Origin of the sequence: Amycolatopsis sp. VS8301801F10, assembly GCF_046195355.1 — a bacterium.
GTDB lineage: Bacteria > Actinomycetota > Actinomycetes > Mycobacteriales > Pseudonocardiaceae > Amycolatopsis.
Genome location: NZ_CP176065.1, coordinates 7,656,760 through 7,677,223, shown reverse-complemented (window position 1 = coordinate 7,677,223; position 20,464 = coordinate 7,656,760). Strand labels below are relative to the sequence as shown.

Annotated in this window: 18 protein-coding genes; 12 read left to right on the top strand and 6 right to left on the bottom strand. The window is 68.6% G+C overall.

From position 1 onward, the window contains the following. The first annotated feature begins 31 nt into the window (after nt 1–31). The 7 genes from F9C11_RS35125 to F9C11_RS35095 all read left to right on the top strand — a co-directional run bounded on the left by F9C11_RS35125 (nt 32) and on the right by F9C11_RS35095 (nt 5,619). A complete protein-coding gene (locus F9C11_RS35125) occupies nt 32–1,207 on the top strand; it encodes a sensor histidine kinase (protein WP_409181665.1) in 1,176 nt (391 codons plus the stop codon). Beyond that, nucleotides 1,204–1,821, top strand: a complete 618-nt coding sequence (locus F9C11_RS35120; protein ID WP_409181664.1) for a response regulator — start codon at nt 1,204–1,206, stop codon at nt 1,819–1,821. Before F9C11_RS35125 ends, F9C11_RS35120 begins: the two co-directional genes overlap by 4 nt. Before the next feature lie 83 nt (nt 1,822–1,904). After that, on the top strand, nt 1,905–2,282 hold the full coding sequence (locus tag F9C11_RS35115) for a hypothetical protein (RefSeq protein WP_409181663.1): 378 nt from the start codon (nt 1,905–1,907) through the stop codon (nt 2,280–2,282). A gap of 103 nt (nt 2,283–2,385) precedes the next feature. Further along, complete coding sequence (locus F9C11_RS35110; RefSeq protein WP_409181662.1) at nt 2,386–3,342, top strand: hypothetical protein; 957 nt, start codon at nt 2,386–2,388, stop codon at nt 3,340–3,342. A gap of 143 nt (nt 3,343–3,485) precedes the next feature. Continuing rightward, complete coding sequence (locus F9C11_RS35105; protein WP_409187039.1) at nt 3,486–4,082, top strand: GNAT family N-acetyltransferase; 597 nt, start codon at nt 3,486–3,488, stop codon at nt 4,080–4,082. A 115-nt stretch (nt 4,083–4,197) separates the two neighbouring features. Further along, the gene (locus F9C11_RS35100) at nt 4,198–5,199 is read left to right on the top strand and encodes an IS481 family transposase (protein WP_409181661.1); all 1,002 of its coding nucleotides are present in this window, start codon (nt 4,198–4,200) and stop codon (nt 5,197–5,199) included. Nucleotides 5,200–5,247: 48 nt separating this feature from the next. Beyond that, complete coding sequence (locus F9C11_RS35095) at nt 5,248–5,619, top strand: VOC family protein (protein ID WP_409181660.1); 372 nt, start codon at nt 5,248–5,250, stop codon at nt 5,617–5,619. Here the strand turns inward: F9C11_RS35095 and F9C11_RS35090 are convergent. Beyond that, nucleotides 5,508–6,746 (bottom strand): cytochrome P450, encoded by a 1,239-nt coding sequence (locus tag F9C11_RS35090; protein WP_409181659.1) that lies wholly within the window; start codon nt 6,744–6,746, stop codon nt 5,508–5,510. The genes F9C11_RS35095 and F9C11_RS35090 overlap by 112 nt on opposite strands. Before the next feature lie 300 nt (nt 6,747–7,046). On the opposite strand from F9C11_RS35090, the gene F9C11_RS35085 reads away from it, so the two are divergent. Continuing rightward, nucleotides 7,047–8,546 carry an MFS transporter gene (locus F9C11_RS35085; protein ID WP_409181658.1) on the top strand — a complete coding sequence of 500 codons (1,500 nt, stop codon included), beginning with the start codon at nt 7,047–7,049 and terminating at the stop codon, nt 8,544–8,546. A 3-nt stretch (nt 8,547–8,549) separates the two neighbouring features. Here the strand turns inward: F9C11_RS35085 and F9C11_RS35080 are convergent, their stop codons facing one another. The 3 genes from F9C11_RS35080 to F9C11_RS35070 all read right to left on the bottom strand — a co-directional run bounded on the left by F9C11_RS35080 (nt 8,550) and on the right by F9C11_RS35070 (nt 11,973). Continuing rightward, nucleotides 8,550–9,545 carry an Lrp/AsnC family transcriptional regulator gene (locus tag F9C11_RS35080; protein WP_409181657.1) on the bottom strand — a complete coding sequence of 332 codons (996 nt, stop codon included), beginning with the start codon at nt 9,543–9,545 and terminating at the stop codon, nt 8,550–8,552. Between the two features lie 127 nt (nt 9,546–9,672). Then, a complete protein-coding gene (locus tag F9C11_RS35075; protein WP_409181656.1) occupies nt 9,673–10,749 on the bottom strand; it encodes an LLM class flavin-dependent oxidoreductase in 1,077 nt (358 codons plus the stop codon). A gap of 24 nt (nt 10,750–10,773) precedes the next feature. Beyond that, complete coding sequence (locus F9C11_RS35070) at nt 10,774–11,973, bottom strand: aminotransferase class V-fold PLP-dependent enzyme (RefSeq protein WP_409181655.1); 1,200 nt, start codon at nt 11,971–11,973, stop codon at nt 10,774–10,776. Nucleotides 11,974–12,410: 437 nt separating this feature from the next. On the opposite strand from F9C11_RS35070, the gene F9C11_RS35065 reads away from it, so the two are divergent. Then, complete coding sequence (locus tag F9C11_RS35065; RefSeq protein WP_409181654.1) at nt 12,411–13,412, top strand: isopenicillin N synthase family dioxygenase; 1,002 nt, start codon at nt 12,411–12,413, stop codon at nt 13,410–13,412. A 59-nt stretch (nt 13,413–13,471) separates the two neighbouring features. On the opposite strand, the gene F9C11_RS35060 is transcribed toward F9C11_RS35065, so the two are convergent. Both F9C11_RS35060 and asnB read right to left on the bottom strand, forming a co-directional pair. Further along, nucleotides 13,472–13,873 carry a nuclear transport factor 2 family protein gene (locus tag F9C11_RS35060; protein WP_409181653.1) on the bottom strand — a complete coding sequence of 134 codons (402 nt, stop codon included), beginning with the start codon at nt 13,871–13,873 and terminating at the stop codon, nt 13,472–13,474. A 68-nt stretch (nt 13,874–13,941) separates the two neighbouring features. Then, nucleotides 13,942–15,810, bottom strand: coding sequence for an asparagine synthase (glutamine-hydrolyzing) (gene asnB, locus F9C11_RS35055; protein ID WP_409181652.1), 1,869 nt, complete (start codon nt 15,808–15,810; stop codon nt 13,942–13,944). A 655-nt stretch (nt 15,811–16,465) separates the two neighbouring features. On the opposite strand from asnB, the gene F9C11_RS35050 reads away from it, so the two are divergent. From F9C11_RS35050 to F9C11_RS35040, 3 genes are all read left to right on the top strand, one after another. Beyond that, nucleotides 16,466–17,455: a ParB N-terminal domain-containing protein gene (locus F9C11_RS35050; protein ID WP_409181651.1), complete on the top strand. Its 990-nt coding sequence runs from the start codon at nt 16,466–16,468 to the stop codon at nt 17,453–17,455. 193 nt (nt 17,456–17,648) lie between these two features. Continuing rightward, complete coding sequence (gene thpD, locus F9C11_RS35045; RefSeq protein ID WP_409181650.1) at nt 17,649–18,533, top strand: ectoine hydroxylase; 885 nt, start codon at nt 17,649–17,651, stop codon at nt 18,531–18,533. Between the two features lie 311 nt (nt 18,534–18,844). Continuing rightward, nucleotides 18,845–20,464, top strand: coding sequence for an AMP-binding protein (locus F9C11_RS35040; protein WP_409181649.1), 1,620 nt, complete (start codon nt 18,845–18,847; stop codon nt 20,462–20,464).

Sequence of the window (20,464 nt, the reverse complement as noted above, 5' to 3'; positions counted from 1 at the left end):
CGGACAATCGGCAGGGGAGGTAGCCGCTTTCGTGAATCCGCAGACCCTCGACCGGCCGTTGCGCGTGCTGCGCGTCTGCCTGCACCTTCTGCTGGCCGGGCTGCTGGTGCTCGCCGTCGCGCGCGCGTTCGCCGACGGACAGCCGCACGCGCCCGCGGTGCTGGCCGGGGCCCTGGTGATGGGCGGCGTTTACACGGTGGGCCCGCTGCTGCCGCGAATCGGCCGCCTCCCGGGTGCGACGGCGACCTGGCTGGCCGTGCTGGGCGTCGCGTGGCTCGTGCTGCTGTGGCTCACGCCGGACGGGGTGTGGCTGGCTTTCCCGCTGTACTTCCTGCAAATGCACCTGCTGCCGACCCGCTGGGGCCCGGCCGTCGTCGCGCTGACCACCGTTCTGGCGATCGCCGGGTTCACCCGCCACCAAGGCGCGTTCAGCATCGGCGTGCTCCTCGGCCCGACGCTCGGGGCGGCGGTCGCGATCGCCACCGTCCTCGGCTACCAGGTGCTCTACCGGGAAAGCGAACAACGGCGGCGGCTCATCGAGGAGTTGCGCGAGACCCGCAACGATCTGGCCGCGATGGAACACTCCGCCGGAGTCCTGGCCGAACGCGAGCGATTGGCGAGGGAAATCCACGACACCCTGGCGCAGGGCCTGTCGAGCATCCACCTGCTGCTGCGCGCCGCCGAACGCGCGCTGCCGGACCGTCCCGACGCCGCGGTCCCGCACGTCGCCCAGGCCCGGCAAGCCGCACAGGACAACCTCACCGAAGCCCGCCGCCTCGTCTACGCGCTGGCCCCAGTGGAACTGGAAGGCTCTTCCTTGCCGGCGGCGCTGGAACGCCTGTGCACGACCACGCAGCAGCGTTCCGGCCTGACTGTCCACTTTCACCTCAGCGGCGAACCGTTCGACGTGCCCACCGCGTACGAGGTCGCGTTGCTGCGGATCGCCCAGTCGGCGCTGGCCAACACCGTCCGGCACGCCGCGGCCGGCCGGGCCGAACTGACCTTGAGCTACATGGACACGAGCGTCACCCTGGACGCCGTGGACGACGGCATCGGCTTCGACCCGCGGGAAGTGCGCGGCGGCAGCGGCTTCGGCCTGCCCGCGATGCGCGCCCGCGCCCGCTCGCTCGGCGGTTCGTGGACGGTGGAATCGTCCCCCGGCAACGGCACCGCGCTGGCCGTGAGCTTCCCGGTGGACCCGCGATGATCCGCCTCCTGCTGGCCGACGACCACCCGGTCGTCCGCGCCGGACTGCGCGCGGTCCTGGAGACCGAACCGGATCTGGAGGTCGTCGCCGAAGCCTCGTCCGCGGAGGAGGCCGTGCGGCTGGCGAGCGGCGTGGACGTGGTGCTGATGGACCTCCAGTTCGGCTCCGGAATGCATGGCTCCGAAGCGACCGCGCACATCACCTCCGCCGCGGACGCGCCGAGAGTCCTGGTCCTGACGACGTACGACACCGACGGCGACATCCTGGCCGCGATCGAAGCGGGCGCGACCGGCTATCTGCTGAAGGACGCCCCGCCGGAGGACCTCGCCGCCGCGGTGCGCAACGCCGCCGCCGGGCAGACCGTGCTGGCCCCCGCGGTCGCCCACCGGCTGATGAACCGCATGCGCGCCCCGGCGGCCGCGTTGTCGCCGCGCGAGATCGAGGTGCTGGGGCTGGTCGCGGACGGACTGTCGAACCAGGAAATCAGCAAGCGGCTGTTTTTGAGCCAGGCGACGGTGAAATCGCATCTGGTGCACATTTACGCGAAATTGGGAGTGGACTCCCGGACCGCGGCGGTGGCGGCGGGCAAGGAGCGGGGGCTGATCCGCCGCTGACCGCTTCGCAATCGGGCGACGGACCTGGTCCGCCCGGCCCGGACCGGACGACAATGGCTGCCGGCGGAATCGAGGGAGGCGTCGTGAAAAAGCACTGGAAAGACGAACCGGACGAGCACGATTACCCGGCGGCGTTCGACTACCTCACCCTCATCGCGCCCGACGCGGTCGCGGCGGGTCTGGTCCGGGAGCTGAAAGAAGCGGAGCTGACCCGTCGCAAGGCGAAGGACATCCTGCGGGCGAGCAAGCTGAGGCTGCTGCCGGAGGACAACGCGCACGTCGAGAAGGACCTCGAGAAGGTCAAGGACGGCAAGGCGCTTTCGCCGGTGCTGCTCGTCCGCGGGCACGGCCACCCCGGCTTCGAGACGGCCGACGACCTGGTCGTCGCGGACGGTTACCACCGCGTGTGCGCTTCGTATCACCTCGACGAAAACACCGACATTCCGTGCAAACTGATTTGAGGTCCGGCCGGGTTCCGAATTGATTGCGAAGACCCGCCGCCCGTAACGCCCGCCCGCGGTTGTCGATCTTTGGTTGCGAGATCGACGACGCGAGGCGGAGCGAGTGGACGACCACGACATCGAAAGCCACCCGGACCTGATGGACCCGGATTGGCGGCGGCACGCCGAGAAGGAAGCCCGGACCGGCCTGCGCCGGGAGCGCCGCCGCGCGCGCAGGCTCAGGGCGGCGGTGCTCTCGGCGGCGGTGGTGGTCGTCGTGGCGGCGGCGGGGTTCTACGTGTGGAAGCGGGGGACGAGCCCGGAGGAGGTCGCCGGGGGCAGTCCGGCCGCGCCGGTGTCCACCACCACCGCGCCCGCTCCGAGCACCCTTCCCGACTACGGCCACGTCGACCTGGCCAAGCCGTTCCTCAACACCCCGGCGCAGAACTGGCCCGAGGGCATCGCCGGACTGACCGTCCCGGCCCCGGCGAAGGTCGGCTCGTTCTCCGCGAAGCAGGTCGGCGAGGCGCAGGAGCGGGTCAAGCACGCGGTCGAGGTCGCGCACTTCGACAAGGACGTCCTGGAAGGGCATCACCCGGACGGATACATCGGCCTTTTCGCCCCGGACGGCAGGGACCGGCTCCAGGCCGATCCGCAGGCTTACGTGGTCTACCTGCAGGACGGCTACCGTCTGCTGCCGGTGAAGCCGAGGATGACCGGGAAGATGACCGTGCGGCCGGGCGAGGCCGGGGAGCTGTACCTGCACGTCTCGTACGTGGTGGCCTACGCCTTCGATCCCGGCGGCCGGGTGGTCCAGGGACCGGGCGACCTGGAGCCGTTCGTGCGGACCGACGCCGACTACGTGCTGCGCAGCGGTTCGGCCTGGGCGCCGGGCAGCCGCGGCCTGTGGCTCGGCGAGACCAGCGGGTACTTCACCGAGGTCTCGTGCGTCGCGGCGAAGCAGCGCCTGCTCGCCCCCGCGTTCGCCGACCCGGACTTCGCCGGACCGTCGCTGTCGCAGGAACCGGGCCAGTTCGATCCGGAGAAACCCGCTCCGGTCAAGGGAAACTGCAGGGAGTGACCGGGTCCGGCTCCGCTCGGGGATTCTCGTGCGAGCCGTCCGGGCGCGGCCCGGTACCATCACTCCCGATGATCACGAACGCGTCTCGGCGGTCCGGGTCCGCAGCCGTCGCCCCGTGGCGGGTCGACGAGGTCGGCCGGAAGGTGCGGCTGCGCGCGGTCCGCCCCGGCGACCAGCGCACCCTCGCCGGATTCGACCGGGACTCGGTCCGGGCGCGGGACCCGCGGGTCGGCGGCTACCGGCACTGGGCGACGCACCGCGCGCACTCCTCCCCGGACGGTTTCCACTTCGCGATCGAGACCCTGCACAACCGGACGCTGGTCGGCTCCGTGTGGGTCGAAACGGACCCGTTCTCCGGCCGGTTCAGCTACGGCATCGGGATCGGCCCGCAGCACCGCCGCTGCGGGTACGCCGCCGACGCCGTCGCGCTGCTGCTGGCCTTCATGTTCGGGCGGTGCCGGTACCGGGCGTGCGAGGTGAGCGTGAACGGGAGCAATTTCGCTTCCCTGTCGCTGCACGGCGAGCTGGGGTTCCGGGAGGAGGGCCGGCTTCGCGACGCTGAGTTGTCGCGCGGGGAGGTCAAGTACCCGGTTCTGATGAGCATCACCGCGGAGCAGTTCGCGGAGCGTCACCTGGCGTTGGCGGCTCGCGGTTCGGGCCGGTCGTCGTCGCGCGGCCGGCATTGGCGGGTCCAGCGTCCCGGACGGCACCGTCGCGTCGCCTACTCCGCCGGCGGCTAGCTGTTGCGGGTCATGACGTTGGTGGCGCGGGCCAGGATTTGAGACGAGGGACGGGTCTTTCGGCGGCAGGATGAGAAGTGCGACCAACTCGTCCTCCGAACAGACAGACCCGTCCGTGCACCACCGTAATGCCCCGCTGGCTGTCGAGGGCCGCCGCCGGCTCGTCGCGCGTTGCCAGACCCGCCCGACCGCCCACGTCGCCGCCGAGATGGGCGTCTCCCGCCAATGCGCATCCAAGTGGGTCAACCGCTGGCGTCGTTATGGCGAGGCCGGCCTGCTCGACCGTCCCAGCGTCCCGCGCCGCCAGCCCACCGCCACCCCCGCCGAGGTGGTGGCCCGGATCGAGCAGCTGCGCCGGCAACGCAAGCACTCCGCCCGCCGGATCGCGACCGAGCCGGCCGCCGAGGGCATCACCATCTCGGTGCGGACCGTCGGCCGGCACCTGCTGCAGCTCGGCCTGAACCGGCGTCGGTTCCTCGACCCGACCGGCGACAGCAACCGTCAGCCACGCCGGATCATCGCTCGCTGGCCCGGGCACATGGTCCACCTCGACCTGAAGAAGACCGGTCGGACTCCCGACGGCGGCGGCTGGCGGATCCACGGCAAAGGCAGTACCCAGGACAAACGCGCCCGCCGCAGCAGAACCCGCGGTGGGCGGGCCCGCTGCATCTACCTGCACTCCGCCGTCAACGGCCACTCCCGCTTGGCCTACACCGAAGCCCTGCCCGACGAGAAAGCCCGCACCGCGATCGGGTTCGTCCACCGCGCTCGCGCGTTCTTCGCCGCGCACGGCATCACCCACATCCACCGCCTGGTCACCGACAACGGCGCCTGCTACCGCGCGAACGACTTCGCCACCGTCCTACGAGGGGCCCGGCATCAGCGGATCACGCCTTACACCCCACGCCACAACGGGAAAGTGGAGCGCTACAACCGCATCCTGGCCGAAGAGTTCCTCTACGCGCACGTCTGGCTCAGCGAAGAACACCGCACCGCAGCCTTGACCGTCTGGAACATCCACTACCACTACCATCGACCACACACTGCCGCCGGAAACCAGCCACCAGTCACCCGGCTCCATACCGGCGTCACCAACGTCATGGCCTCATACAGCTAGCTCCCTTTTTTCCAAGCCCTCGGCGAACCGGTCTGCGACGCTGGCCCGGTGATCAAGCGCATCATCGCCTACTCCGAGGGCTCCGACAACACCGCGACCCGCGATTTCTACGTCCACGTCCTCGGGCTCGACGTCGCCATGGACGACCCCGTCCTCGGCTTCCGCAGCCGCGACGACCCGGCCGCCCAAGTGCTCGTCCTTCCGCCCGGGAGCACCGACCCCGTGCCGCGCTGGGGCGTCGACCTCGGCGAACCGGAGGCAGTCGAGCGAGCCCACGCCGAGGCGGTCCGGCGCGGGCTGCGCGTCGTCTATCCGCTCACCGACGAACCGTGGGGCGTGCGGCGCTTCTTCGTCGAGGACCCGGGCGGCACCGTCGTCAACGTGCTCGCCCACGTCACGGGCAGCTCGCGCACCGAGTAGAAGATCGCGTTCTCCTTGAACTCCAAGCGATCCAGCGGCGCCGCCAGCTCCAGCGTCGGGATCCGGCGGCGCAACGCGGAGTACGCGACCTCCAGCTCGACCCGGGCCAGCGGCGCGCCGAGGCAGAGGTGCCGTCCGTAACCGAAAGCGACGTGGTGGCGCGCGGAACGGCGGACGTCGAAGCGGCCGGGATCCGGGAAGGCCAGCGGATCCCGGTTCGCCGTGCTCTTCACCGCGATGATCCCCTCGCCCGCGCGGATGAGCTGCCCGCCGATCTCCAGATCCGCCAACGCGACGCGCCGGGCTTCGGTGTGCGTGATGGACAGGTAGCGCAACAGTTCCTCCACCGGGTCGGCGGTGGCGTCGCGGAACTGCTCTGGGTGCGTCAGCAGCACAGCGGTGCCCAACGCGATCATGGCCGCGGTGGTGTCGTGTCCTGCCACCAGAAGAAGCTGGCCCAGAACGGCGATCTCGCGCGAAGTCATCGCTCCGCGCTGCTGGAGTTTGCTCAGCAGATCATCGCCTGGCTCGGCGGCTTTCGCGGCGACCAGGTCTTCCAGGTACGCGTTCAGCTCTTCGCTGGCGGCCACGGCGCGTGCCGGGTCCGGGTCGTCCATGACGAGCGTCCGGGCCACGCCCTGGAAGAAGTCGCGGTCCGCGTAGGGGACGCCGAGGAGTTCGCAGATCACCAGCGAGGGGAGCGGCAGCGCGAACGCCTCGACCAGATCGGCCGGATTCGGCCCGGCCAGCATCCGGTCGAGGAGACCGTCGACCAGTTCCTGAACGCGCGGCCGCAGCGCCGCCATTTTCCGGACGGTGAACTCCGGGGCCAGGAGCCGCCGCTGGACGGTGTGCTCCGGCGGATCCATCTGCATCAACGTCTTCATCCGCGCGTCGCGTGCCTTGCTGACCGCGTTGGTATGCGGAAAACCGGGCTGTGCGACGTCAACGCTGACGCGCGAGTCCGCCAGCACCGCACGGACGTCGGCGTACCGGGTGATCAGCCAGGGCTCGCTGCCGTCCCACAGCCGTACCCGGGACACCGGCGCCCGCTTCGTCAATCCGGGGGCGGGGTCGAAGGGGCAGCCGGCCGCCCGTGCCATCGGGAAGGTTTCCTTGCCGCTCATGCGGTCTCCTCACGGTCGAGTGCGGTTCGGACCTGAAGCATGACCGCGGGAGAGGACCCGGTAATCAGACAAATCGGACGTGAACTGTGTCACAATCCATGCTGTCGCTGTGGTGGCGGCGCAGGCAGGCGAAAACAGGTCGCCCACAGTCCCGGAGATGAGCGAATCCGTCATCTGGAGCCTTCTCGTGGAGGTCTTCGCCGATCTGCCGCGCAGAGGTGGAGGGAGTGCGGCCCGACCAGGCATCCTGCTCGCCGTGAGATCCGACATCTCACCCTTTTGGCTGGTCAGGGGGAATCGATGCGCAAGTGGTGGCCGTTGGTGGGCGTATGCCTCGGCACCTTCATGTTGTTGCTGGATCTGACGATCCTGTCCGTGGCGCTGCCCAGCGTCGCGGTGGGCCTGCACACCACGCTGGCCGGGTTGCAGTGGGTGCTGGACATCTACGCGCTGGCCCTGGCGGCTCTGGTGCTGGTGGGCGGATCGGTGGCGGACATCGTGGGCCGTCGCCGGGTTTATCTGTACGGCCTCGCCGTTTTCGCGGTGGCCTCGCTGGCCTGCGGGTTGTCCACGTCGGTGGTTTTCCTCGTCACCGCGCGGGCGGTGCAGGGCATCGGCGCGGCGGCGATGTACGCCACGACGATCGCGCTGCTGGCCGACCACTACACCGGCCGGGACCGGGGCACCGCGTTCGGCGTCTGGGGCGCGGTCAACGGCGTCGCCGGCGCGGCGGGTCCGCTGGTCGGCGGGCTGATCACCGAATACCTGAACTGGCGGTGGATTTTCGGGGTCAACATCCCGATCTGCCTCGTCGCCGTCCTGATCACCTTGCGCTGCCTGCACGAGACGGAAAAGCGCGCGCAGCGGAAGTTCGACATTCCCGGAATGGTGTCGTTCGCGGTGGCCGCCACCGCGATCGTCTACGGGCTGATCCTGGTCAACGGCACCGGCTGGACCGACCCGAGCACGCTGCTCGTTTTCGCGGCGGCGGTGGTGGCGCTGGTCGTGTTCGTCATCGTCGAATTGCGGGCCGAATCGCCGTTCATCGATTTGCGCCTGCTGCGCAGCAAAGCGTTCAACATGATCATGGTGGCGACCTTGGTCCTGCAGGTCGCGGCGTTCACCTACATGCCGTTCACGTCGCTGTGGATCCAATCGGTGCTCGGCGCGGGACCGATGCAAGGCGGGCTGGTCTTCGCCGCACAGGGCGGCGGCGCGCTGGTGGCCTCCCTGCTGGCAGGGCGGTTCCTGCACGGGGTCGCGCCGCGCTGGTCGGTCGGGTTCGGCGTGCTGATCGTCGGCTGCGGCGCCTTGCTGCAAGCCGGGATCGGCGCGGACGCGGATTCGTCGGCGGTGATTCTCGGGCTGGCGGTGTCCGGCATCGGGATCGGTCTCGGAACCCCGACCCTGGTCTCGGCCGCGGTGGCCGCGGTGCCGCCGAAGGACGCGGGCATGGCGGGCGGCGCGGTGAACACGCTGCGCCAGTTCGGTTATGCGCTCGGCGTCGCGGTGCTGGGACTCATTTTCGCCTCCGCGGTGCAGTCCTCGTTCGAGTCGTCGCATTCGGTCGCCGACCCGCACGCCGCCGCGGAAAAGCTCGCCAGCGGCGGGGCCGGCGAACTGCTGGCGGCCAACCGCGGGCTGACCGGGGCGGTCCAGCACGCGTTCGTCTCCGGCCTGAACACGATCTGCCTCGTCGCCGGGCTGCTCGGCGTGGTCGGCGGATTGCTGGTGCTCGTGTTCGGCGCGGTGCGTACGAAGGACGACAAGGCCGTGCCGGAACCGGTCAAGACCACCTGACCGCTATCGCGGCCGGGCGGCGGTCCGGCCGAGGTCACGGGCCGCTCCCGCGCTCTTGAGCGTCTGGAGCACGGGAGCGGTCTCCATGTGGCGGATCGCGTCGAGGGAACACACGCGTTCGGTGAGGTATTCGTGCAGGGCGTCGAGGTCGCGGCACAGCGCGTGCACCACCAGGTTGGTCGGCCCGGTGGTGGCCGCGACCACGGCTACCTCGGCGTGGCCCGCCAGAGTCGTCGCGACCTCGACCAGCCGCGAGGGTTTCACCGACAGCCAGAGCCATGTTTCCGCGCTGTACCCCATCGCGAATTCGTCGATTTCGATGTCGAAGAACACCACGCCGTGCTGACGCAAGGCCTGCAACCGGCGTTTGACGGTGGTCTCGGACCATCCGGTGGCCGCCGCCAGCTCGCCGTAGCTCATCCGGCCGTCCCGCGTCAGCTCGGCCAGCAGCGGGGCGTCGGCGTCGGTGAGCGCGACGTCGCCGCCGGTCTCGACCGGGGGCGGGCGCAGCTCGTCCTGCTGCGCGGGCGTGAGCGCGGTGGTCAGCGCGCGCCAGCCGGACGGTCCGCCGAAGTACATGTGCAGCAGGCAATGCGCGGAAACCGACATGACCCGGGGAGTGCGCGGCAGTTCGCGCAAAAGCAGGGAACCCTGTGCGTTGCCCGGAACGGTGCGGACGGTGCACATGATTTCGGTGCCGCCGGAAATAAGCTGCACCCAGGAAGTGTCGGACCGCCGCGCCAATGCCTCGGCCACGGTTTTGGCGGCGTTCGGAGTCACCGACAACCGCACCATCCATTCGATTTCCCCGGAACGGCGCGGCGCGGGAAGCCCGACCACCCGGAGAATCCCGGCCTCGCGCAGCCTGCGGTACCGCCGCGCGACCGTCTGCTGGGAAACCCCGAGCACCGCCGCGACCCGGCTGAACGAAACCCGGCCGTCGAGATGCAGGGCATGGATCAGACCGCGGTCCACCTCGTCCAGGACGACTTTCTCCATGGGGCGAGCTTAGTCCGGCGGGGGAACGTGGTTTCGGAGGATTCCGGTTGAAACGCGTTCTGTTCGGGCGCGGAGTGAGGCCGGCGGAGCGTCTGCGAGGGCAAACGCGCCGCCGGCCGTGATGGGGTTACGAAACGAGCGGGCGGACTTCCTCGGCGAGGAAGCGGAAAAAGCCGACTGGGTCGGGTTCGTCGGGGGTGGGTTCGAGGATTACGGTGTCGGCGCCGGCTTCGGACCATTGCGTGATCGTGTCCGCGATAGCGCGGGCATCGCCCACGGCTGTGAGACTGTCGCCGACGTCATGGCCCAGCCTTTTCGTTTCGGCACCGGCTCGTTCGGCCGCGTCCGGTCCGGTCGCGGCCACCAGCTGGACCATGAACGGGAATTCCCCGCCGCTTTGTTCGCGCGCGGCCCGCCCTTCGCGCACCAATTCTATCGCTTGCGGAAGACCCGCCAAAGTCGTTCCGGTGACGACGCCGTCGGCGGTTTCCCCGATCAGCCGCAGGCTGCGCGGACCGAACGCGCCGGCCACCACCGCCGGAGCGGTTTCCGGCGGCCAGTCGAGAGCGACGTTGTCCAGCTGGACATAGCGGCCTTGCGTGGTGACGCGTTTCCCGGCGAGCAAATCCCGCAGGGCGTCGAGATATTCGCGCAGCAAGGTGAGCGGCGAAACGACCCGGGCCCCGACCTGGCCCATCCACTCCTGGTTGCCGTGGCCGACTCCCCAGATCGCCCGTCCGGGGAACATTCTCTCGAGGGTGGCGATTTCCATGGCGGTCAGCGCGACATTGCGCAGCGGCACCGGAAGAACGCCGACGCCGATGCGAACGCGCTCGGACCAGGCGAGCGCCGCCGCGGCACTCGAGATGCCGCCTTCGGCGAAGCAGTCTTCGCACAGCCAAAGTTCTTCGAGACCCGCCGCATCTGCTACCTTCACCACCTCCCGGAGCAGCTCTGGGGGATTTTGCGGACGGAATACGACACCCATGGTTGTCATGCCCCTATTGCTACCATTCGGCACCGCTTCGGGCCAGCGAATATAGCCGCGATCGCGTACTACGGATCGGTGAACATTCGGGGGCGCTTTCCGCGGATCGCGGATCGGCTCCGGTCCGGTCAGGTCATTCGCCTGCCGGGAAGCCGGTCGCCTTGCCTGGTCCGCATTGCCGCCCGCCGCGATGTGCGAAAGCGTGTCCGCATTCACGACGACGGCCGAGTGTGGAATATTTCACGCCACCGCGGTCACTATGTCGACAACGTGCCGAATGTGGTCTTTTGTCACATAAAGCGGCGCGAAGGCGAAGCGAATCAGGTCCGGCGGCCGGGAATCGACGTGCACACCGCGTTCGGCGAGTTCGCGCTCGACCCGCTCGGCCTCCGCGACGCGCACCGCGAGATGCCCGCCGCGCCGAAGAGCGTCCCGCGGCGAGACAAGCTGCTCCGCCAGATCCGGCCGGCTTTCCTCGAGACAGGCGAGGAAATAATCGCCGAGTTCGCGAGTGCGCTGGTAGAGCGCTTCGACCCCCACCTCGAGCAGCGGATCGAGCGCGTGGTTCAACCCGGCGAGGCTGAGCACCGGCGGGGTTCCCGTGCGGGCCCGGTCGATTCCGTCGGCGGGCTCGAAACCGGCGGTCATCGCGAACGGCCTGGCGTGGCCGTGCCATCCGGCCAGCGGGAAATCCACGTCCGGCTGATGCCGCACGGGCACGTAGGTGAAAGCCGGGGCTCCCGGCCCTCCGCCGAGATACTTGTACCCGCAGCCGATGGCGAGGTCGACTTCGTTGGCGTCGAGTTCGACCGGGAGCACGCCCGCGGCGTGACTGAGATCCCACACCGAAATCGCTCCGGCGTCGTGGCACAGCGCGGTAGTCGCCCCGATGTCCCGGCGTTCTCCGGTGCGGAAGTCCACCGGCGAAGTGAGTGCGGCGGCCACTTCATCGCCGTGTTCGCGCAAGCGGCTGTCCAGTTCCGCGCGGGATACGGCGACCAAGCGCCGGTCGAGCAATCGCGCGACGGATGCCGCGATATACAGGTCGGTGGGAAACGACTCCTGCTCCACCAGCAAAACCGGCCGGTCCGCGCGCAACCGGCAGGCCGCGACGAGGACATTGAACAAGGTCGTCGACGTCGTTTCTCCCGCGACGACAATCTGTCCCGGTTTCGCGCCGAGCAGCACGCCCAGCTTGTCGCCGACCGTGCGCGGCAGATCCAGCCAGCCTTCCTGGAACCATCCGCGCACTTGCAGAGGAGCCCATTGCCGGGAAATCAGCCGTCCGAGTTCGGGAACCAAGCTGTGCCGCGGAGCGCCGAGCGAATTCCCGTTGAGATGGATCCGGCCGTCCAGGGCGTACTCTCGCGAGTAGGGCGAAAGCGGGTCGGCATTTTCTTGGGTTGCTCCGCCTTCGTCGATCCTGGCCTGAATCGTCATTCCTGATTCTCCTTATCGTCGGCCCCGGGGAAACAGTTGTCGCCGAAGAATAGTCGCCGGTGTGGTGTCGCGCCATGAGTTCTGGCAGTGCCTACGGCCTCGGCGAACGAGATGAGCGGCTCTTGAGCCGCGCTTGAGCGAGCGCCGGTAATTTGGCGAAACCGCTTTTCTCTCCGGGCGCGCGGGAACCTCCGTGCGGTTGACACGCGGGGCGTCCGGTACCTACTCTCGATCAAGTCCTGCTCCGAATCAGGGCGCGCGGTAGTGCGATCGTCAGTGCTGGGGTGTCGAGACCAATCGGCGAAAACTGCCGACGGCCGTTTCCGGCCGGCCGAATTGTGCTGAACAGGCGAAGACGGGCGCCGCGTGCGATCGGCGGCGGATCAGTGGTGCGCTTTCCCGCGTTGTGGCAAGGGTGTATCAGAAAGGGACTCATCGTGCAGCAGAAATCGGTCACCATGGTCGACGGTTACGTGCCGGTCATCGACATCTCGTCCCGCGACAGCGCGGAGGGCCGCGGGGCACTGGCCGCCGCGATCGGCAAGGCGTGCGAAACGTCGGGCTTCTTCGTCATCGTGAACCACGGTGTCCCGCAGGAGCTCATCACCCGGACGTGCGAGGTGACCAACGAGTTCTTCCGGCTGCCGGACGAGGAGAAGGAGCTGATCGCCCACCGGCCCGGCGCGTCCGGTTTCCGCCGGTCCGGCGGGAAGGTGGCGCAGAGCATCGACCGGAAGACCCCGCCGGACCTGTGCGAGACGTTCGCCGCGCATTCCACCGGCGAGCTGAGCGAAACGGAACGCGCGAAGCTGGGCGACTACCAGGCGACCTGGAAGCTGGCCAACATCTGGCCGGAGCGCCCGGCCGGGTTCAAGGACACCTGGCACGAGTACATGGCCGCCCTCGAAGCGCTGTCCGCCGACCTGATGCGCTTGTTCGCCCTCGCGCTCGGCCTGGACGAGAACTTCTACGACTCCAAATTCGACCGCCACGTGTCCGCGCTCGTCGCCAACTACTACTACCCGCAGCACGAAAAGCCCTTGCCCGGCCAGCTGCGGAAGGGCGCGCACACCGATTTCGGCAGCCTGACCGTCCTGTACCAGGAGGACAACCTGGGCGGGCTCCAGGTCCTTCAGGGCGAGGACGAGTGGCGGGACGTCCGGGCCATCCCGGGCAGCTTCGTGGTGAACGTCGGCGACCTGATCTCCCTGTGGACCGGAGGGCGCTGGGTGTCGACCATGCACCGGGTGGTCAACCCGGAGCAGGGCAACACCTCCTCCCGGCTGTCGTTGCCCTTCTTCTACCAGCCCAACCACGACGCCCGCGTAGAACCGCTGCGCCCGCTCGCGGCGGCGGCCGACGACAGCCGCTTCGACACCGTGATCGCCGGGGAATGGGTGGCGATGAAGATGAGCAAGCTGTTCGCGACCGCGCATTGACGGCTTGGGAAGGCTGAGGTGCGGCCGGCGGCCCGCCTCGGCCTTCCCCGCGTTCCGGGTCAAGGCCGCACGGCGTTCGCGACCGCGTAGCTGTCCTCGAGGAAGAGATAACGCGTGATCCGGCCGCCGGCGACGGTGATCCGGATGGCGAACTGGCTTTCGACCGGTCGGCCGGTGGCGCGCACGACAGACCGCAGGCGACCGGTGACCACGGCCTCCTCGCCGTCGACGAAGACCCGGTCCACTTCGAACAGTTCCTGGATCACGTACCGGCCCATCGAGGCGTAGAAGTCCGCGACCTCGGCCGGCGTGCGGCGGCGTCCGAGCCACGGAACAAGGTCGGCGGCGCCGGGGATATGCCAGTCCACTTCGTCGGCGAACAAGCTGTCGAGTCCGTCGAGGTCGGCTTTGGCCAGTCGCGCGAACAGTTCGTCGACGACGGCGCGGGTGCTCGGGGTCAAGGTTTCCTCCGGCGAGACAGTGGCGAGTACGGCAGGGCGGGCGGTCCGGGAACCGCCCGCCCTTTCTGCTACTTCAGTTGTTCGTAGGACACGCCGTAGGCGCCGAGCCAGTTGTTGAGCCGGATCGGGGTTTCGGCGAGGAGGATCCGTTCGAACATCGAGCACGGCTGGGTCACCGGCTGGTTCGCTTGCGCCCGGCAGGCCTCGACGTCGAGCAACGGCAGGGCGGGCGAATCCGGGTTCGCCACGATCTTGCCGAGTTCCTGGTTGATCGCCTCGTCGTAGGCAGTGTCCTGAGTGGACGGATACGGTGCCTTGCGGCGCTGCAGGATCGACTCGGGAAGCAGGTCGGTCGCCGCCGCCCGCAGGAGGCTCTTCTCGCGGCCGTCGAACGTTTTCATCGCCCACGGCGTGCCGTAGACGTATTCCACGAGCCGGTGGTCGCAGAAGGGCACCCGGACTTCCAGGCCGTTGGCCATGCTCATCCGGTCCTTGCGGTCCAGCAGCTGGGGCATCCAGCGGGTGATGTTGAGATAGTTGTTGTTCCGCATGCGGCGTTCGAACTCGGACTGGTCCGGCGGATGGGGCACCTCGGCCAAGGCCGTCTGGTACTGGTCGGCGACGTATTCCGGCAGGCTGAGCTCCTTGACGAGGTCGGGGCGGAAGAACCGGGTGGACAGACTCGCGGGCGACTCGCTGGCGAGCGCGTGCCACGAGAAGGTGTCGGCTTCCACCGCGCGCGGCAGATGACTCCACAGGTATCCGCCGAACACCTCGTCGGCTGATTCGCCGGACAGCGCGACCGTGGAATGTTCGCGGATCGCCTTGAACAGGAGGTACAGCGAAGGGTCGTGGTCGCCGAGCCCGTACGGCAGATCCCAAGCGCGCAGCACCTCCTCGCGCACCGCGGGATCCACCAGGTCGGCGTTGTTGAGCAGAATGGTCGTGTGGTCGGTCCCGGCGTGTGCGGCCAGTTCGGCGGCGTACGGGCTGTCCGGGGCCTCGCGCAGCGGCTCGGGTTCGAAATTGCTGGTGTAGCCGACGAAGTCGACGGAGAACGCGCGGACCTTGCCCTCGCCGCGCGCGTTCGCGGTGCGTTGCGCCAGCGCGGTGATGACGCTCGAGTCCAGGCCGCCGGACAGCAGCGTGCACAGCGGCACGTCGGAGATCATCTGGCGGCTCATGATGTCGTCGAGAAGTTCGCGGACGGTGGAGATCGTCGTGCGCAGATCGTCCGTGTGCGGGTTGCCGGTCAGCGACCAGTAGCGCTGCTCGGCGAGCCCGTTCCCGCGCACGCGCACGAGATGTCCCGGTTTGACCTCGTGCATGCCGCGCAGCGGCGTCTGGCCCGGAACCCGCAGAAAAGAGATCGCGTCGCGCAGGCCGTCCACGGTGATTTCCGCGGAGCTGAGCGGATTGGCGAGAATGGCCTTGGGCTCCGAACCGAACAGCACCCCGTCCGGCGTCGGGTAGTAGAACAGCGGCTTCACACCGAGCCGGTCCCGGACCAGCAGGAGTTCCTGGGCGCGGTTGTCCCAGATCGCGAAAGCGAACATGCCGTTGAGGCGCTCCACGAAGCCGTGCCCCCACTGCAGGTAGGCCCGCAGCACTACCTCGGTGTCGCTGCGCGTGCGGAACCGATGCCCGTGTGCGGCGAGTTCGTCGCGGAGTTCGGCGAAGTTGTAGACCTCGCCGCTGTAGCTGAGCACCGCCAGCGGGTCGCCGTCGCTCGTCGTTTCCGGGCTGGACATCGGCTGCTGCCCGCCGGGAAGGTCGATGACGGCGAGCCGGCGATGGCCCAGCGCGACCCTCGGGCGGAGCCACAGGCCCGCCGCGTCCGGGCCGCGGCACGCCATCGTGGCGACCATGCGCTCAGCGGTTTTCTCCTGCCGCGTGAGATCGCGCTGAAAATCCACCCACCCAGTAATTCCGCACATGAAAGACCTTTCCCCGAGGAAGAAATGTGGATTGCCGTCCGTCGGCCTGCTGGCGAGAACCGGAAGCGGCAGGCCCGCTCGATTGTCCTTGGTAGCACGACTTCCGTCCGGGGCGGAACAGCAGACCATCGGCCGCGCCGATTTCCGCGCGCTGCGGCCAAGGGCGGCGCCGAGGGCGGGCATCGGGCGCAGGAACCTGTCTTGCGGTTCGGCAAGCAAGCCGCCGTCGCGTCCCGGCGAGGTTGCCCCTAGTGAAATGACAGGGGTTGTGCACCTGATCTGCGATCACACAAATGGCGTATTCTTCGCCGGTTCCCGCTGGACAGCCGAGTGTTCGTCCGCGCGCAATTGCGCGCCAGCCTTCCCTTAGCTGGTGGCTAATTGCGTGAATCGGATTGCCGAATCCGGGATGCTACGGAATCCGTAGCTCATGCCTATGCGGTCGCGTTATCTGGACCGCGGCGGGCGCTCTCGACGAAGCGGACCCGAGATGATCGAGCTGGTAGACTCGTGATCGACACGATGCGGCACCGCTCGTCGGGGGTTGTATGTGCCAACCTGGGGGCAAGTCGCTGCTGAACACGTTCGGGCCGAGTTCAATCGTTACTGGGTACGTGGGGGCACGGTGGGCGACGTCATCAATGGTGAATCATCAATGGAGGAAGTGCGTTTCGCATCGGCGGCGATTCGGGAGCTGCCGTCCTGTTCCACAGTAGTGCAATGCCGGATATCGGACGTGCTGCCCGCGGATTCGTCGCCGCGCAGTGCGGCCCTGGATGCCGAGCACCTGAGAAAACTGCGCGAATCGGAGTCGCCGCTCCCGCCGATTGTAGTGCATCGGGAGACGATGCGGGTCGTCGACGGCTGGCACCGGCTGCACGCGGCGAAGTCGCGCGGGGACGCCACAATCGCGGCGGTGTTCTTCAACGGCACTTTCGAAGAGGCTTTCGTGCTGTCGGTGAAACTCAACTCGGCGCACGGGCTGCCGCTGTCGCTCGCCGAGCGGAAGGCCGCGGCGGAACGCATTCTGACGTGGTATCCGAACTGGTCGGACCGGTCGATCGCGGCCATCGCCGGGATCTCGCACACCACCGTCGCCGCCGTGCGCGGCCGGTCGACTGGCAAATCTGGCCAGTCGACCGGGCGGATAGCCCGCAACGGGGCGGTGTACCGGTCCAAGGTGCCGCAGGGGCGCCGGCGCGCGGCCGAGCTGTTCGTCGCCGACCCCAGCGCGTCGGCGCGCAAGGTGGCCCAGGCGGCGGGCATCTCCACCACCACGGCCAAGGACGTGCGGAAGAGGCTGCGGGCGGGGGAAGACCCGGCGGCGTCTCGCGGGGGCGCGTCCGGCGAGTCCCCGGCAGGCGAGCCGGACGGGAAGCTGCGGGTGCCGCACCAGAGGACCGTCGGCGCCGCCGAAATGCTCGACCGATTGCGCCGGGACCCGTCGTTGCGGTTCACCGATTTCGGCCGGAAACTGCTGCACTGGCTGGAGAGCCCGCTCGGCGACCACATCGACTGGGACGCCGTGGTCAGCAGGCTTCCGAGCCACTGCACCAGGAACATCGCCGAGATCGCCCGGCAGCGTTCCAAGGATTGGCAGCAGCTGGCGGAATTGATCGACCGCGACCTCAACGTCACCGGGTGAAAGGCGCCGCCTGCCCGCGGAGCGCCCGGATCGCCGAGGGTGACCGGGCTTCCTGACGCGCAACCGTCCCGTTAGGACAAGCGCCCGGATGATCGGGTGCAGTGTGTTCACCGCATTGGTGCTCGGTAAACAATGCGCGAAGAAACGGCGCATGTTCATTTTGTCGCGAGAAAAAACTGGTCAGGAGAATGTCGTGACGACTTTGGCCGAAAGACGCATCGACCGGTACCGGACCCGGACCGACGAGCCCGCGCCGCTGATCCGGCGAACCGACCCCGCGGTGTGGGGAAAGAAGGATTCGCCCGTGCTGGGCCGGCTGGACGCGGACGGCTACGCGGTCCTCGACGCCTTGCTGAGCCCGGCGGAAACGGCGGAGCTGGCGGCCGGGATGGACCGGCTGGAAAGCGACCGCGACCTGCGGGACGACGAGCGGGTGGTCATCGAGAAGAAGGCGGACCGGGTCCGGTCGGTCTTCGAGGTGCACCGGATCAGCCCGGCCGTCGCGGACCTGGTGCGGGACGAGCGGCTGGCCGGCCTGGCGCGGCGGGTGCTGGGTTCGGAGGTCTACGTCCACCAGAGCCGCGTGAATTACATGCCCGGTTTCGACGGGGCCGGATTCTATTGGCATTCCGACTTCGAGACCTGGCACGCCGAGGACGGGATGCCGCTGCCGAGGGCGGTGAGCCTTTCGATCGCGCTGACCGACAACCTCCCGTACAACGGCAGCCTGATGGTGATCCCCGGTTCGCATCGCTTCTTCGTGCCGTGCCGGGGGAAGACCCCGGACGAGCATTACCGGGAATCGCTGCGGGAGCAGCGGATCGGTGTTCCTTCGGAGGAGCACGTCGCCGAATTGGCGCGCGGCCGGGGGATCGTCCAGTTCACCGGTGCTCCGGGGTCGGCGCTGCTGTTCGACTCGAACGTGATGCACGGCTCGGCCAACAACATCACGCCGTTCCGGCGCTCCAACATCTTCGTGGTGTTCAACAGCGTCGAGAACGCGCTGGAGGATCCTTTCGCGGCCGCCGCCCCGCGTCCGGCGCATGTCGCGGCGCGGGATTTCACTCCGGTGCGCTGACGCGCGCGGCCCGGTCCGCCGGGCGGACGGCGCGTTGACGACGGCATGCGACGGCACTAATCTCTCGTGAGAACCAGTGCGAACGTGAATTTCCGACTCGCACAATGTTGGGGGAATACCGGTCTTCGGCGCGGAAGCGGTTTTGCCCGGGGCCGACAGGCTCAGGCGCTCCGGACAGGCGAACCCGCGTTCCAGGAAATCGTTCTCGTTCAGTCGGGTCCGCGCCCGGCTCACGTTTCGCGAGGCGCGGAGAAAACGTCGTTGGTTTCCAGGGGCTGTTTCGGCGGCCCTGACAAGGGAGAGAAAACTTCGTGGATACGGAACCATTGCTGAACCTCGTCCTCGGCGACGTGCTGAGCAGGCAGGCCCGCGAATACCGGAACGAGGCGTTCCTGCGGTTTCGGGAGGGAGACCTGACCTACGGCGAGGTCGACGAGATGGTCAACCGGGTGGCGCAGGGGCTGATCTCGGCCGGCATCGGCCCCGGCGACCACGTCGCGGTGATGATCCCCAACCAGCCGGAGATCCTGTACTCGATTTTCGCGCTGGCCAAACTCGGGGCGCCCTCGGTGCCGGTCAACACCGAATACCACAGCGAACTGCTGCGGCACGTGCTGCACAGTTCGGACAGCACGACGCTGATCGTCGATTCCCGCTACGTGGACCGGATACCGCCGTTGGCCGCGCGTCTTCCGCGGCTGGAGCGGATCATCGTCTGCGGCGCGGACGCCGCCGCGGCGGCCCGCCTGCCGCTGGGCAAACCGGCGGTGACGCTGAAGAGCCTGCTGGGCAACGGAAACGCGCGGCCGCTGGTCGAGGTCGGCTTCTCCGACCTGCAGGCGATCCAGTACACCTCCGGCACCACCGGCCCGTCCAAGGGCGTGATGGTGTCGCACGCGCACGCGCTGATGTGTTCGCTGGATTCGCTGAACTACCTGGACCGCTGGGGAAAGACGAGCTACAGCCCGCTGCCGCTGTACCACGGGTCGGCGTTGTGGGACGGGGCGTTCTCCGCGCTGCTGTGCGGCGGCTCGGTGGGGATCGTCGAGCGGTTCAGCGCCTCGCGGTTCTGGGACGACGTGCGGTTTTTCAACGCGAAGGTCGCGATGAGCGTGTTCACCATGATCCCGATCCTGCTCAACGCGCCGCCCAGCCCCCGGGACAAGGACCATCCGCTGGAGATGTTCTACACCGGCAAGTCCGCGCTGGACGACACCCTGCGGGACCGGTTCGGCGTGCGGTCGGTCGAGACCTACAGCGCCGCCGAGGTCGGCCTGCCGATCGCCAGCCCGTACGGGCAATGGCGCACCGGTTCGTGCGGCCGGGTGGTGGCCGACAAGTTCGAAGCCGCGGTCGTGGACGAGCACGATTTCGTGGTCGGCCCCGGGGTGGCCGGCGAGCTGGTGATCCGGCCGAAGCTGCCGTCGATCGTGACCGGCGGCTACTACGGCGTCCCGGAGGCGACCGCGCGGTGTTTCCGGAACATGTGGCTGCACACCGGCGACCGCGTGTGGCAGGACGCCGACGGCTACTTCTACTTCATCGACCGGATGCGCGACGCGATCCGCCGGCGCGGCGAGAACATCTCGGCGTTCGATCTGGAATGCGAGGTGAACCTGCACCCCGCGGTGCTCGAGACCGCGGCGATCGCGGTGCCGTCCGAACTGGGCGAGGACGACGTGAAGCTGGCTGTCGTGCTGCGTCCCGGTTCGACGCTGACGCCGCAGGAGCTGATCGAGTTCTGCACCGAGAAGCTGCCCCGGTTCATGGTCCCGCGGTACGTGGAGTTCGTCGATTCCCTGCCCCGGACCGGAAACGACAAGGTCGCCAAGTACCTGCTGCGGGCGCAAGGCGAGCACGGGGTCACGCCGGGAACGTGGGACCGGGACAAGCCGGCGCAGGCCGAGGCGAGCGCCGGGGAAGGGGCCTGA